This window comes from Alteromonas sp. ABD4_190, from assembly GCF_056160105.1.
Window position 1 is genome coordinate 1,770,875 of record NZ_JBSWWN010000001.1, and the last position, 13,725, is coordinate 1,784,599.

Annotated in this window: 12 protein-coding genes and 1 tRNA gene; 5 read left to right on the top strand and 8 right to left on the bottom strand. The window is 44.6% G+C overall.

Annotated features, from left to right (window positions below; translation table 11 throughout):
- Positions 1–35: 35 nt before the first annotated feature.
- The 4 genes from ACXAFM_RS07825 to ACXAFM_RS07840 are packed head-to-tail and all read right to left on the bottom strand — an operon-like array spanning position 36 to position 4,329.
- The gene (locus ACXAFM_RS07825; protein WP_474828372.1) at positions 36–539 is read right to left on the bottom strand and encodes a chemotaxis protein CheW; all 504 of its coding nucleotides are present in this window, start codon (positions 537–539) and stop codon (positions 36–38) included.
- A complete protein-coding gene (locus ACXAFM_RS07830; RefSeq protein ID WP_474828374.1) occupies positions 536–2,707 on the bottom strand; it encodes a chemotaxis protein CheW in 2,172 nt (723 codons plus the stop codon). Before ACXAFM_RS07830 ends, ACXAFM_RS07825 begins: the two co-directional genes overlap by 4 nt.
- 38 nt (positions 2,708–2,745) lie before the next feature.
- Positions 2,746–3,111 (bottom strand): response regulator, encoded by a 366-nt coding sequence (locus ACXAFM_RS07835; protein WP_474802668.1) that lies wholly within the window; start codon positions 3,109–3,111, stop codon positions 2,746–2,748.
- A 57-nt stretch (positions 3,112–3,168) separates the two neighbouring features.
- Positions 3,169–4,329, bottom strand: coding sequence for a methyl-accepting chemotaxis protein (locus ACXAFM_RS07840; RefSeq protein WP_474830543.1), 1,161 nt, complete (start codon positions 4,327–4,329; stop codon positions 3,169–3,171).
- Between the two features lie 818 nt (positions 4,330–5,147).
- Between ACXAFM_RS07840 and ACXAFM_RS07845 the strand changes: the two genes are divergently transcribed.
- The gene (locus tag ACXAFM_RS07845) at positions 5,148–6,941 is read left to right on the top strand and encodes a polysaccharide lyase family 7 protein (protein WP_474828377.1); all 1,794 of its coding nucleotides are present in this window, start codon (positions 5,148–5,150) and stop codon (positions 6,939–6,941) included.
- 241 nt (positions 6,942–7,182) lie between these two features.
- Here ACXAFM_RS07845 and ACXAFM_RS07850 read toward each other — a convergent pair whose 3' ends face one another.
- The 4 genes from ACXAFM_RS07850 to mutY form a co-directional block, all read right to left on the bottom strand.
- Positions 7,183–7,362: a DUF2986 domain-containing protein gene (locus tag ACXAFM_RS07850; protein ID WP_474834055.1), complete on the bottom strand. Its 180-nt coding sequence runs from the start codon at positions 7,360–7,362 to the stop codon at positions 7,183–7,185.
- A gap of 276 nt (positions 7,363–7,638) precedes the next feature.
- Positions 7,639–7,714, bottom strand: a tRNA-Phe gene (locus ACXAFM_RS07855).
- Between the two features lie 151 nt (positions 7,715–7,865).
- The gene (locus tag ACXAFM_RS07860; protein ID WP_025256893.1) at positions 7,866–8,138 is read right to left on the bottom strand and encodes an oxidative damage protection protein; all 273 of its coding nucleotides are present in this window, start codon (positions 8,136–8,138) and stop codon (positions 7,866–7,868) included.
- Between the two features lie 59 nt (positions 8,139–8,197).
- A complete protein-coding gene (mutY, locus tag ACXAFM_RS07865) occupies positions 8,198–9,265 on the bottom strand; it encodes an A/G-specific adenine glycosylase (RefSeq protein WP_474828381.1) in 1,068 nt (355 codons plus the stop codon).
- 150 nt (positions 9,266–9,415) lie between these two features.
- Between mutY and ACXAFM_RS07870 the strand changes: the two genes are divergently transcribed.
- From ACXAFM_RS07870 to glgA, 4 genes are all read left to right on the top strand, one after another.
- Positions 9,416–10,120, top strand: a complete 705-nt coding sequence (locus ACXAFM_RS07870; RefSeq protein WP_474828383.1) for an alpha/beta fold hydrolase — start codon at positions 9,416–9,418, stop codon at positions 10,118–10,120.
- A 91-nt stretch (positions 10,121–10,211) separates the two neighbouring features.
- A complete protein-coding gene (gene trmB, locus ACXAFM_RS07875) occupies positions 10,212–10,931 on the top strand; it encodes a tRNA (guanosine(46)-N7)-methyltransferase TrmB (RefSeq protein ID WP_474828385.1) in 720 nt (239 codons plus the stop codon).
- Positions 10,931–12,013, top strand: a complete 1,083-nt coding sequence (locus ACXAFM_RS07880; RefSeq protein ID WP_474834057.1) for a methyltransferase — start codon at positions 10,931–10,933, stop codon at positions 12,011–12,013. The genes trmB and ACXAFM_RS07880 overlap by 1 nt, the downstream gene beginning before the upstream one ends.
- Positions 12,014–12,159: 146 nt before the next feature.
- Positions 12,160–13,584, top strand: a complete 1,425-nt coding sequence (gene glgA, locus ACXAFM_RS07885) for a glycogen synthase GlgA (protein ID WP_474834059.1) — start codon at positions 12,160–12,162, stop codon at positions 13,582–13,584.
- Positions 13,585–13,725: the final 141 nt, after the last annotated feature.

The window sequence follows — 13,725 nt, forward strand, 5'->3', positions numbered from 1 at the left end:
TGTCAGGTGTTTCCGTTTAGTGAAGGACCTTGTAACTACGCGTCGTCGTTAACGCTTTCAGGTGCAACTAAACCCAGCTCTTCGCTGGTTATTAAGCTCTCTATGTTCACCAGAATGACCATGTTTTCATCTACATCGGCTAAGCCGTGTAGATACCTACTATCAAAAGCTACGCCAAACTCTGGTGGCGGAAGTACTTGCTCTTCAGACAAGCGAATAACATCGGATACACCATCTACCACGATGCCAACAATACGTTCTTGAATGTTTAGCATTATCACTATTGTGAAGTCGTTATATGTGGCCTCGCCTACGCTAAACTTGATACGCAAATCCACGATAGGAACTATGTCACCACGCAAATTAATTACCCCTTTGATAAAAGCAGGCGCATTCGCAATTTTAGTAACTTGTTCGTACCCTCTGATTTCCTTCACTGTTGTTATGTCCAAGGCGTAATGCTCATCGCCAAGCACGAAACTTAAGTATTCTTTGTCTTGTCCACCAGTAACCGCTTGATGCAAGGCCGTTTCACTCATGAAAGTAACTCCTCTATTTGACTGGAGGTGTAGGTTGTAGCAATGGAGTCTGCATCGATAATAAGTGCGACTTTACCGTCCCCCATAATGGTTGCCCCCGCTATTCCAGCCACTTTACGGTAGTGTTCCTCTAAACTTTTAATTACCACCTGCTGCTGGCCCACTAGCGCATCAACTAAAATACCAAAGCGCTTTTTACTGCTTTCAAGTAACACCACAATGCCCTCTGTTGGAGAAAGTGCGGCGCCTTCTACTTCCATAAAGTCGTAAAGAGGCACTAAAGGCCAATATTGGTCTCGAATGTAAAGTACGGTGTCGTTACCCAAGGTTTTAAGCTGCTGCTTTGTGGGTTGGAAAGATTCGATAATGTTTAAAAGAGGAACAACAAAGATTTGCTTACCCACCGACACACACATGCCATCGACAATAGCTAGCGTAAGCGGTAAGTGAATGAAGAAAGCTGAGCCTTCACCAGCGCTCGATTCAATATCGATACGTCCGCCAATTGATTCGATATTGCGGCGCACCACATCCATACCTACCCCTCTGCCCGATACATCAGTAATGGCTTCAGCGGTTGAAAACCCAGGCTGGAATATCAACTGCCATACTTCTGAGTCTGGCATATCATCAGATACGGCAAGCCCGTTACTACGCGCTTTATCAAGAATTTTATCGCGATGAAGGCCACCACCATCGTCAATAATACTGATGATAATACTACCGCCCTTTTGCTCGGCACTTAAGATAACCGTGCCCTTTTCCGGCTTGCCGGCAGCCGCACGCTTTTCTGGCATTTCGATGCCATGATCAATGCTATTGCGCACTAAGTGAGTAAGCGGGTCGACAATCTTTTCAATTAGGCTTTTATCTATTTCCGTACTGCCACCTTGAAGTACCAATTCAACCTGTTTACCCAACTTTCCTGCTAGGTCTCTCACTAAACGGGGGAAGCGATTGAAAGTTGCCGTTAGCGGAAGCATGCGCATAGACATGACCGACTCTTGTATTTCTCGGGTGTTGCGCTGTAACTCATCAATAGCAAGCTGTAGCCGCTCGCCAATTTGCCCATCAACATCTTGGCCTATCATGGAAAGCATTGACTGGGTGATTACCAGTTCGCCCACCAAGTTAACCATGGCGTCAATTTTTGTGGTATCTACTCGAATTGAAGCCGACTCTCGAGCAGAGCTTTTTTTCGTAGAAGGTTTAGTTTTCTTTTTAGCAGTTGCAGGCGTAGAGCCAGCCTCAGCTTGCGGTGCTCTAGAGGCTGTTGCTGAACTTTTTGAAGTACTGGCGCTTTGACTTTGCCCGTTGTTAGTTGTGTTTGCTGCGGTATTTATGTGGCGAGCCGAAGGTACGTCTTCGAAAAAGCCGAAGCCTTGGCTTTCCTCTTTGTTACCACTTTCAGCTGTTGCTGCTTCTGATTTTTCCGTTTTAGATTCGACGAGATTACTTTGGGTATCTTCGTCGTCGAAGAACCCAAAGCCTTCTTCAGCTTGAGGTGACGAATGGGTAGTTCCGCCGTCTTGAAGGTCTTGGCTATCAGATACGTCATCAAAAAATCCAAAGCCATCATCGTTTTCTTCGCTGCTTTCGCTAGATAAATTTTGAATAGGCTCATCATCGAAAAAGCCAAAACCGTCGTCAGTAGCTGAACTAGACTCAGAAGGCTCGTCATCAAAGAAGCCAAAGCTGTCATCGTGTTCACTTTCGATTTGCGCGTTCACGCTTACTTCAGTTGACCCATTGTTACCATCTGTTTCGGCATCAGTGGGTTGCCCGTCAATAACAGCGTTGAGTATTTTTATGCGCTCATCAATGCCTTCTTGTGGAATTTCAGTTTCATCACGATAGGCGTTTAAGGTGTCTTTTAAAACGTCGAGGGTTTCTAAAAGCACGTTGACAATGTCAGCCGTTACAGTGAGTTCATTATTGCGGGCTTTGTCGAGTAAATTTTCCATCACATGCGTTAAGTTCATCAACGCATCAAAACCGAAAATACCGCTACCGCCCTTGATGGAATGGGCTGCGCGAAAAATACTATTGAGTTCTTCAGGATCGGGAGACTCGACGTCCAAGCTCATCAATAGCTGTTCCATATCGTCGAGATGCTCGTCGCTCTCGTCGAAAAATACGCTATGGAACTGTTCAATATCGATGCTCATTCTGAATCCTTCCAGACTTAAGGAATTAGTAAAAGGGACTAACCTAAGACGCGTCTAGTCACATCAAGAAGTTTGTTTGGATCAAAAGGCTTTACCATCCAACCGGTTGCTCCCGCAGCTTTACCTTTTGCTTTCATATCGTCGCCCGCTTCTGTGGTAAGCATGACAATTGGGGTTCTGCTGTAGGCCCCTAACCCACGCAAGTTTTTAATAAGCGTAAGGCCATCCATACGAGGCATGTTTTGATCAGTGAGTACAAAGTTAAATTGCTGCCCCTTACATTTATCCAGCGCTTCTTGACCGTCTTGGGCTGTAGTGACGGTATATCCGGCGCCCTTTAGTGTCATCTCTACCATTTGACGAATCGACACCGAATCGTCGACAACTAAAATATGTTTGCTCATGTGCTCACTTCTCCAAAATATGTCATTACTGACAGTGCTTCCTGTTCCTTTCTTAGCTTAGAACAATTCAACTTCTCCAGCGTCCATAGAGGTGGCAGACACTGGGTTGTGGTCATTTTTACCTTTTTGTGCGAGCCCTCTTTGGTACTCGCTTAATTCGCTGACGAAACGCTCAATATTGTGGGGATCTAACGTTGCCAACTGTTCTAAAATGAACGTAATCATGTCTTGGGTATATTGGATATGCTGGCCATTGATATCGCCAAACTGCATACCTCGGATAGCAGCGTTTATAGACTCATCAAGCTGTGAGCCTATATCTTCAATTTGTTTAGTAGTAACAAGGTCTGCTTCTGCTTTTCTAATGATTTCGGCCAGTTGATCACTTATATGTGATTTAGCATTAACAACCTGAGATATATCTTGCGAGGCTACAAATTCTGCAGTGTCAGTGAGTTTGTCTACCAAACTACGGATATTCTCAACTTGGGTTTTTATAACGTCACTAAATTGTGTAGATCGCGTTGATAATGCGCGCACTTCATCAGCCACCACCGCAAACCCTCGACCAGCTTCGCCTGCCCTTGCCGCTTCTATCGCAGCATTTAGTGCCAACAAGTTGGTTTGCGCGGCAATATCATCAATGCCGCTAAGTGCGTCAATAACCGTTGGCATCGCCTGTTGAATGGTTTGCACTTGTTCCATAAGGTGCTTTGTTGACGAGGACATTTGCTCGGTTGAATCGATAAATTGGGTCAGGGTTCCATCGGTTTCTTGTGCAAACGTACGCATGCGTTCTGAATATGATTGTGATTGCGCACTATCGACGCTCAATAACGCATCGATACACTGAATTTGTTGTGCAACAAGCGCTTTTAAACTACTAAAAGCATTGGATAAGGTTTCAACAGCGTCATCTTGGGTAGACTTGATGGACGATAAATTGCTGTCGCATGTGCTTAAAGACAGAGCAAGCTCGTCGCTCGCTTTTTTGATATCAGCACTACCCGCTTGTTCGCTTTGCGCTTGAGGATCATTATTTGGATAGACCTCGTCAACTTCCTCCGCACTTTTGCTATAAATGAAAGCACTAAAGACAACTACGCCTGTCAGTACCGCAAGCGCTGTGAGCGCAGACACAAAAAAGAACAAAGCCCAAGAAGCAGCTATGCCTACTACACAAAGTACATATATGCTCTTTAAAGCCCCTTGCTGCATTGAAGGTAAGTTATTAAATGACAAAAAAACTCTCCTTGAAAAAACACTGCTACTTAACTCCAACAGTCATCTTTCATATTTAAGCACGTTACTTGGTTCACGAATTACAAAGCGCTGGGCACACTCTATGAGCGCCAATAGACATAAGCCTAGCGCAAAGGCAACATAACGTTGTTAGCCAAGGTGGGTAACAACGTTATGCTTAACTGGCTTTGCACACATGAGATAAGCGTAGTACCCATTTTGAAAAGTAGGCAAGAACATGCATAAGTTTTTTATAAAAAAAGCGCTCTTTGGCTTTAACTGCGCCTAAAAAGCGTAAACTAGTTCTTATCAGACTTGTTTTCAGAGTATTTGGCTTCGCTCCACTATGCGACAAGTGCTTGACACCGAGCAATAGTCTAGGTGAAGACATATTGTTACCTCTATTCAATGTCATCGAGTCAGGTAAACGTAACGATTTAACTCCCTCTTAAAGTCGAGAAATGCGTTAAATCAAACCTCGACGATTAAGTGCATGAAATTACTTATATTAAAAATCAACAAGTGCACCACTTGCTATATTAAGTACCCTTTCGTATGCCCTTCCGCAGCTCAATAGATAGAACTAAATTCAAATTGGTAATACCAATAATTTTTGATAGAAATATAGCAAGATTAAAATAGTCAATATTTTCATTTATTTATACGGGATATAAAAATAAATATCATTGTTGTTTTGATCTATCGCAAATACTCCTTTACATTGTGTTAACCAATTTTACACAAATCATCATTAAATTGGTTATACCCTTTAATAATTAAGTAAGGACTTAATAATGAAAGTTGCCTACACCCTACCGTGTGCATTGCTAGCTATTGCCGCTACTAATGCACATGCAGCAACCTTTGTAATGGAAAAAAATAACACTGCGTTCTCTATAGATGGAAACGGTGGTGCTGTTGTTGGCCAACAGCCCTACTTATGGAACACGAATCTCAACAATGTTAACCAGCAGTGGGTACAAATTAGTCATGGTGATGGCTATTACTCATATAAAAAACAAGATACAAACCTTTGCTGGGACGGTGGTAGCGGTGGCTCTAACGGCCAAGCTATAACTTTAGAACCTTGTGATGCATCGAATTACGATCAGCATTGGGAAAAAATAAAGGTGATCAGCGGTACAGAAATTTATCGCTTTCAGAAGCGCAACGCCTCTGGCTATTCGATAGACGGGGGAAATGGCGCCACACGACGTCAACCATTATACCTTTGGTCTTCTAATAACAGTAACGTTAACCAGCAATGGGAACTAACTCGAACAGACGCAGATTCACCGTCTACGGGCAATACTGGAAGCTCTGTTTCAATTAATACCGCTTTTGACGATGGTAGCGGCCATGGTAGTTATCCTGCGACCAATGTTATTGATGGTAATACCGACTTTTCATCACGTTGGGCAGGTAGCGGCTCGCCAGTAAATTTAACCGTTCAGCTTAACGAAACTACAACGGTATCAGAAGTTGGTATAGCTTGGGGTCGAGGCGATACGCAGGCATACACGTTTGAAATATACGCACGCCCAGGCACAAGCGGCTCGTGGACGAAAGTATTTGATGATGTGAGTAGCGGCTCTACGTCAAATATCGAAGTGTTCGATATTGATGATATTGCAGCTCAACAAATTCGCATTAAAACATTTTCTAACACTGCAAATTCAACTTGGACAAATATCACAGAAGTTGAAGTCTATGAGGGCGGCTCTGTTACGCCGCCAACTTCGAATCCGTCACTAGATCCAAGTGCACCACCGTCAACCAATTTCGATTTGTCTCGTTGGTATTTAAGTATTCAGACTGACGATGACGGTAATGGAAAAGCAGATTCAATTAAAGAAGACGAACTTAACGCAGGCTTTGAAGATGATCGTTTCTTTTATACAGCTAACGATGGGGGCATGACGTTTAGAAGCGAAATAGATGGGTATAAAACATCAACTAACACTAGCTATACTCGTTCTGAGCTACGGGAGATGCTACGGGCCGGTGACACATCTATCGATACGCAAGGCGTTAATAAAAACAATTGGGTATTTAGTTCTGCCCCCTCTTCTGCGCAAAATGCAGCGGGCGGTGTTGATGGGAACATGAAGGCTACCGTTGCAGTTAATCACGTAACCACTACAGGTGATAGCGGGCAAGTAGGCCGTGTAATTATAGGGCAGATACATGCTGATACAGATGAACCTGTGCGCCTTTACTACAGAAAACTACCCGGGCACGACAAAGGCTCGATTTACTTTGCCCATGAACCGGGTAATGGCAATGCCGAGCAATGGTATGAAATGATTGGTTCGCGTTCTAGCTCAGCAAGTGAGCCTAGCGACGGCATTGCACTTAATGAAGTGTTCAGTTACGAGATAGACGTAACGGGTAATACCCTAACGGTTAAAATATTGCGCGAAGGTAAACCTACGCTAATTGAAGAAGTGGACATGAACAACAGCGGCTACGATGTTGCCGATGACTACATGTACTTTAAAGCAGGTGTTTACAATCAAAACAATACGGGTGATGGCGATGATTATGTTCAAGCGACCTTCTATGCGCTTGATGTAACGCATGACTAGATAACCCAAAAAGCATAGCCAGCTTAACTACAAGCTGGCTATTTTCTTTCTCTCTTTTTTGCAATTCAAAATGGCGCAAGACTCAATAGCGCGCTACTTCGTGTTACCCGGATAGCATTCCAAAATGGATAACGGCGTTTCGCTTTGACATACGTATTTGAAATTATTCACCTCTGCTGGACACAAAAAACAGTCCCATTGTTTTAGCTGTGTGACTTCATCAACATATTTGACGGCAATATTATATGTCGACTGGCTTGGTACTTTTTTCGGTCACAGACAATTCATCGTGCTCTTGTTCTGCAAGCTTTGCCCGTTCCGCTTTAGAGATGTATGCTGGCTTATTGCTTTTGTGAAGTTTAGCCTTCGCTTTCTTATCTTTTTTCTTAAGCTTAGTGAAGATTTTCTTACGACGGCTCATGCTCTGTTCTCTTAATCAGTATCGCATATTGTTCGCATTATACGATGCGAAGCGGTAAAGCTGCCATATGCGTTTTCGCGAGCACAAATTTCAAAATAAAGGAAAGTGGTTTGGAATCAAAAAAGCCCTCGCATTTCTGCAAGGGCTCTCTGAATAATGGTGCCTCGACCCGGGATTGTAACGCGCGGCGCAGCCGCAGGGGCACGATAGCGTGTGCCTGGTATTTCCAACGCCTGGATCAAAAAAGCCCTCGCATTTCTGCAAGGGCTTAAATGATGGTGCCTCGACCCGGGATCGAACCAGGGACACGCGGATTTTCAATCCGCTGCTCTACCAACTGAGCTATCGAGGCTGAAACTTGTTAGCGTTCTAGGCGTTTACTGCCTGTCCTGCTGTGGGTGCGTATTAAACGGTTTTCGCCTTCACAAGTCAACCGTTTTTCTCGCTTTTTTTGCGCTTTTATTACTGTTTGCACATTGTTTGCTCAAAAAACGCTTTTTTGCTTATTTTTCAGGCGGAACATAGCCTTCAATCGTAGGCTCAACGTCGTCAAACAAGTACGCCGACATTTTTTCTTCCAAAAATGAACGGGCATTCGGCTCCATCATATTCAACTTGTGTTCGTTAATTAGCATGGTTTGCTTTTTTTGCCATTCAGCCCATGCTTCTTTAGAAATGTTGTCGAAAATACGCTTACCCAGTTCGCCCGGGTAAAGTTGGAAATCTAAGCCGTCAGCTTCTTTTTGAAGCTTGCGACAAAATACCGTTCTTGCCATGTTATTTCCTTTCGTATGCTATCTGCTTAACAATAAATATTACGTTGGGCTTAGAAGGCCTAACGTACTAACTGCTGAATAATCTTGGTTGTAGGCGCCGCTAAACCAACTTCAATAGGCTCGTTCAACGAAAACCAGCGATATGCCGTTTCGGCTACGCGCTTTGTTGGAGCAGAGTTTACCACGGCCACTACCGGGGTGATATCTAAATGAAAATGACTAAAGGTATGGCGGAAACCTTCAAGCTCTCGCGTATCTTCAACACTGATTCCCCGTTTGTTAAGCTGCTCAATTCCCTCTTCTATTGAAGATACCTCGATAAAACCATACAAACCGCCCCACAGCCCTGTTGAGGGACGCTGCTCTAAATACACTTGGCTGTTAAACTGTGCCACCATCATGTAGGTGGATTTTTCCGGTAGCGTTTTTTTCGGCTTCTTACCCGGGTAGTCGGCTTGCGCGCCTTGGGCGTAGGCAATACAGTCGGCTTGAAGCGGGCATTCATCACACTTTGGCTTGCTTCGCGTACAGATCATCGCGCCCAAGTCCATCATCACCTGCGTATAGTTGGCACAACGTCCGCCTTCTGGGTTAGTCGGCGTATTTGTTTCTGCCACCTCCCACAGTTGGTTTTCCACTTTTTTCTGCCCCGGCCACCCGCTTATCGCATAGTAACGCGCCAGCACACGCTTCACGTTGCCATCTAATATAGCAAAGCGCATATTGCGAGATAGGGAAAGTATCGCCCCAGCAGTAGAGCGCCCTATACCGGGCAAATCCATGACTTCTTCAAGAGAATAGGGAAACTCGCCGTTGTATTTGTCTACCAACATATTCGCAGCTTTATGGAGATTCCTAGCTCTCGCGTAGTAGCCTAACCCCGTCCAATGATGAAGCACATCGTCTTGGGATGCCTTAGCTAAGTCATGAACCGTGGGGAAAGACGCCATAAAACGTTCAAAATAAGGAATTACCGTAGTTACTTGGGTTTGCTGGAGCATAATTTCCGACACCCATACTTTATAAGGCGTTACGTCTTGCTGCCAAGGCAAATGCTTTCGCCCGTGCTTGTCAAACCATGCAAGCACTCGCTCTGCGAAGCTTCCTGTATATTGTTGTTCTGTCATAATTATCTAAAAAAGTAATTGCTACTGCTTATTCTTTTACTAATAAAGCTTAGCCACACAAAAAGCGTAATGCTTTCTAGTAAGCGACCATTCATTAACTGGCGCGCTATGGTAGCATGTAACTAGCTAGTTTAATGTTAAGGAGCACACGTGTCTGTGCAGCACCCTGTTTTGTTTTTTCCCGGTACACTCTGCGACGAACGTGTATTCCTGCCACTATGGCGCTTGTTGAATATTTCACAGCGCAGGTATGTGCCGCTTCAATGGGCAGCATCACAAGAAGAAATGCTGGCATTAAGTGAAGACCGTATCCTCGATGACGAAAAAGTGCACCTTGTAGGTTACTCCATGGGCGGGTTTATTGCAGCGTTGGTCGCACAGCGCAATCCTGCCAATGTTGCCTCTGTTACGCTGATAGGCTACAACCCACAAGGACTATCAAAAGAAGAGATTGCCAAGCGTAAGCAGCTGACTACCATGCTGAAGCAAGGAAACTTCAAACCCGACAATGATGCCTACCTCTCGCGATTTATTCACCCCACACGTTTGAACGATGAAAACGTGGCTGGCATTGTAAAATCGATGGCGCAAGATTTAGGTAAAACCACGCTACTTAATCACACACTCGCCACAACGCCACGAGAGAGTACCGTAAAATCACTGGCGAAGATCAGCGCACCTGTAACCTTTATTACCGCTCAACAAGACGCAATTGCACCGTCAGAAGCAATCCAGCAGCTCAAAGGTTCGTTATCCAAAGCAACCTTCCACACTGTTAGCGATGCGGGGCATATGTTGATACTTGAGCAACCTGACACTGTAGCGTCTATTATTGCTAAACAAATTGGCGTATAAAATTACAGCATTTTTACCACTACAGCGTTGCATAAGCCGTGGGTAAGTGGATAATGCGCCACCAGAAAATTGGGTTAGAAAGGCATTGCAAATGAGGCAATTCAAAAGTCAGGCGGAAGCAGAAGCCGCTGGAGTATATGTAAGCAAGGTAAAAAGCTTCGTAAAGCGCGAAGGTAGACTTACTAAAGCACAAGAAAAAGCACTAGCAGATCACTGGCCAACCAAAGGCATAGACTATATTAATGCACCCTTGTCTTTACCAGAGGTGTTTGGCCGAGACGCAGATGTGGTTGTAGAAATTGGCTTTGGCATGGGTAAGTCTTTAGTTGAGATGGCGGCAAACGCGCCAGAGAAAGATTTTATCGGCATTGAAGTGCATCGCCCTGGTGTTGGCGCATGCTTAGCTGACGCCAATGAGCAAGGCGTTGAGAACTTGCGTGTAATGGAACATGACGCGGTTGAAGTGCTTAAGAATATGATCCCAGATGGTTCATTGTCTCGCCTGCAGTTGTTTTTCCCAGACCCGTGGCACAAAAAGCGTCACCATAAGCGCCGTATCGTACAGCCTGAATTTGTTGAATTAGTTCGCACTAAATTGGCTATTGGCGGTTGCTTTCATATGGCGACCGACTGGGAACAGTATGCTGAGCATATGCTAGAGGTCATGACCAACGCCGACGGATACACCAACACCGCAACCGATGGCGACTACGTACCCCGTCCGGACTACCGTCCGATCACCAAGTTTGAAACTCGCGGTCAAAAACTAGGCCACGGTGTGTGGGATCTAATTTTCGAGCGTACTAAGTAATGATTCTATCTCCTCAAAGCCAATTGTTGGAACGAAATATCGCGCTTTTCGACGAAGGTCAGTGGGCATTTATCAATCCTTCTGACGCGTATTTTCTGGATGGCCTTAAATCGCAGGACGTCACGGTAATTCACCAGTTTTTCGATATTTTTTCAGAGTGCGTGCGCGTGATACCCTCTGTATCGTTCGACAGCAGAGACATTACGCACACTGGCTTTGAGGTGACGCAAAAGGTTGGCAATCATACCCATATTTTTGCGCCTTTCTTGGCTTTAGAAAAATCCCACTCTGACGTGATGATTTTCTTACCTAAAGCAAAAACTCATTTTCAGATGTTACTGCGAATGGCCGCAAGTATGGTTGGCCAACATGGTCGTATTCATGTGGTTGGTGAAAACAAAGGCGGCATTAAAAGTGCCGCTAAGTTAATGCAACAATATGGCCCTACGCAAAAAGTTGATTCGGCGCGCCACTGCAGCCTTATCACCGTTATGGTAGAAGAGCCCCATCTTGCCTTTGAGCCCGATGCTTGGCTTGACATGAATACCTACCAAGTTGAAGGTACCGAATGGCAAGTTGCCTCTATGCCTGGCGTTTTTAGTTATAAAGAACTGGATGCAGGGACAGAGTTACTGCTAGAAAAACTTTCGACCTCACTGAGCGGTGAAGTTTTAGATTTTGCGTGTGGCGCCGGCGTTATTGGTAGCTACATCATGCTGAAATACCCGCATTTAAAGCTGCACCTTACCGACGTGAGCGCCCTTGCTGTCTATTGTAGCGCCCTAACCTTGGCAGAAAATGGATTATCAGCAACACTTTACGCTGCTGATGGTTTGCACGGTTTTACTCAAAAAGTACAGCATATTGTCACCAACCCTCCATTTCACACCGGTATTAAAACCGACTACACCATTACGAAGCGATTTATCTCAGATGCAAAGGCAACCTTAAGCCGTGGTGGCAGTATGCAAATGGTGGCAAACCGATTCTTGCCATACCCAGGTTTGCTCGCAGAGCACTTCCAAACGGTTTATACCACAGCACAAACATCGCAATTTTCTGTCTATCAGGTAGCTTTGTAATTAAAAAAGCCATTAGCTTGTGCTAACTTGGCTTTTCTACCTGTTGCTTATGCCATGGTGAATACCTCACAATGGCACTCAGCGCTTTCCATATACTCTATTAAAGCATAACGAATGCACAACGTGTGCGCTCTGGGAGATTAACTGTGAATATTGTATTTGCTATTTCAGAAGTTGAAGAGTTTGTTAAAACAGGCGGACTTGCTGACGTTGGCAAAGCGCTTCCTCTCGCACTACATAGTTTAGGCGAAAACATCACTATCATAATGCCGTATTATCAAGTACTGGCAGAGCAATTGAATCTACCCACAGTCATCGAGCAACAAACCCTCTTTACTGAAGGGCAAGTGTACCATTTCGATATTCGCTTTATGCAATGGCACGGCATTGCAATTTACTTTGTAGACGCGCCTGACTACTTCATGCGTGAAGGGTTATACGCCAACGCCTTTGAAGCATATGAAGATAATGGTGAGCGTTTTAGCTTTTTCAGTGGTTCCGTCCTTCAGACGCTAAAAGCGATGGATAAGAAGCCGGATATAATACATTGTCACGATTGGCATACGGCCATGCTTCCGTTTTTACTTACTCATGACAAATCTGGGTATTTCGATAGCACAAAAACAATATTTACTATACACAATGCCGCATTCCAGGGCGTACACAAACTAGAAGCCATCCCCTTTCTTCGCCATCATCCAAACATTTTGGCGCAAGTGCACGGCGGTTACATCAATATGCTTCAGAGTGGGATTGAGTTTGCTACGAAAGTGACAACCGTAAGCCCTAACTATGCAAGCGAGTTACTCACAGACTTGGGCAGTCACGGCCTACACGAGCGGCTTGTAAATCGTCAAGCCGACTTGAGCGGTATTCTAAATGGATGTGACTACACTCAGTGGAACCCCGAGACAGATAGATTTCTCCCTGAGAACTACAATGTAGAGAATCTTCATCCAAAGACTGCATGTAAACGAGCATTACAAGAGAAGTCAGGATTACCTGACAATGGCAACGTACCGCTTATTGGAATGGTGTGCCGGCTAACAGAACAAAAAGGATTCGGATACATATTGCCAATCTTAGACGATTTAATTAAGCACAACGTGCAAATAGTCATTGTGGGCACGGGCGACCCTGAAGTATGTATGGACCTAGGTGAATTTGCCCAACAACATCCTGACAAATTTGCATTTATTAACGGGTTTAGTTCAGAGCATGCACACCTTGTAGAAGCGGGCGCCGACTTTTTTCTTATGCCTTCGCAATTTGAGCCATGCGGATTAAATCAAATGTACAGCTTAGCCTACGGCACTATCCCTATCGTACGTTCGGTAGGAGGCCTTAAAGACACGGTCATCGACTATAGCAACGATAGTGAAGGTACAGGGTTTGTATTTGATGAACCTACACCCCATGCTTTGTTGACTTGTATTCGACGTGCTCTACTGGCTTTCTACGAAGATACGGGTAAATTCAGAGCGATGCAGCAACGGGGAATGCGAACTCGCTTTACATGGGAAACGGCCGCTGAAAGCTACCAGCAGTTATATTTATCTGCGGTAAACTAGCCATTAGTTCTGTTGTATTTTTTTGTATGTGTACAGCTTTTTTGCCCTTATTATTCATCATAGCTAGTAGCGCAAGAAACGTGCAAAAACGTTAGCTGAAGGGTGTTATAGCACCGAAACATTTCACATTAATTATTGTTT

Coding starts and splice junctions, on each gene's coding strand:
- ACXAFM_RS07880 (WP_474834057.1), top strand. CDS start 10,931: ATGATTCTATCTCCTCAAAGCCAATTGTTGGAACGAAATATCGCGCTT.
- ACXAFM_RS07850 (WP_474834055.1), bottom strand. CDS start 7,362: ATGAGCCGTCGTAAGAAAATCTTCACTAAGCTTAAGAAAAAAGATAAG.
- ACXAFM_RS07835 (WP_474802668.1), bottom strand. CDS start 3,111: ATGAGCAAACATATTTTAGTTGTCGACGATTCGGTGTCGATTCGTCAA.
- ACXAFM_RS07825 (WP_474828372.1), bottom strand. CDS start 539: ATGAGTGAAACGGCCTTGCATCAAGCGGTTACTGGTGGACAAGACAAA.
- mutY (WP_474828381.1), bottom strand. CDS start 9,265: ATGACAGAACAACAATATACAGGAAGCTTCGCAGAGCGAGTGCTTGCA.
- ACXAFM_RS07840 (WP_474830543.1), bottom strand. CDS start 4,329: ATGCAGCAAGGGGCTTTAAAGAGCATATATGTACTTTGTGTAGTAGGC.
- ACXAFM_RS07860 (WP_025256893.1), bottom strand. CDS start 8,138: ATGGCAAGAACGGTATTTTGTCGCAAGCTTCAAAAAGAAGCTGACGGC.
- trmB (WP_474828385.1), top strand. CDS start 10,212: ATGAGGCAATTCAAAAGTCAGGCGGAAGCAGAAGCCGCTGGAGTATAT.
- ACXAFM_RS07845 (WP_474828377.1), top strand. CDS start 5,148: ATGAAAGTTGCCTACACCCTACCGTGTGCATTGCTAGCTATTGCCGCT.
- ACXAFM_RS07830 (WP_474828374.1), bottom strand. CDS start 2,707: ATGAGCATCGATATTGAACAGTTCCATAGCGTATTTTTCGACGAGAGC.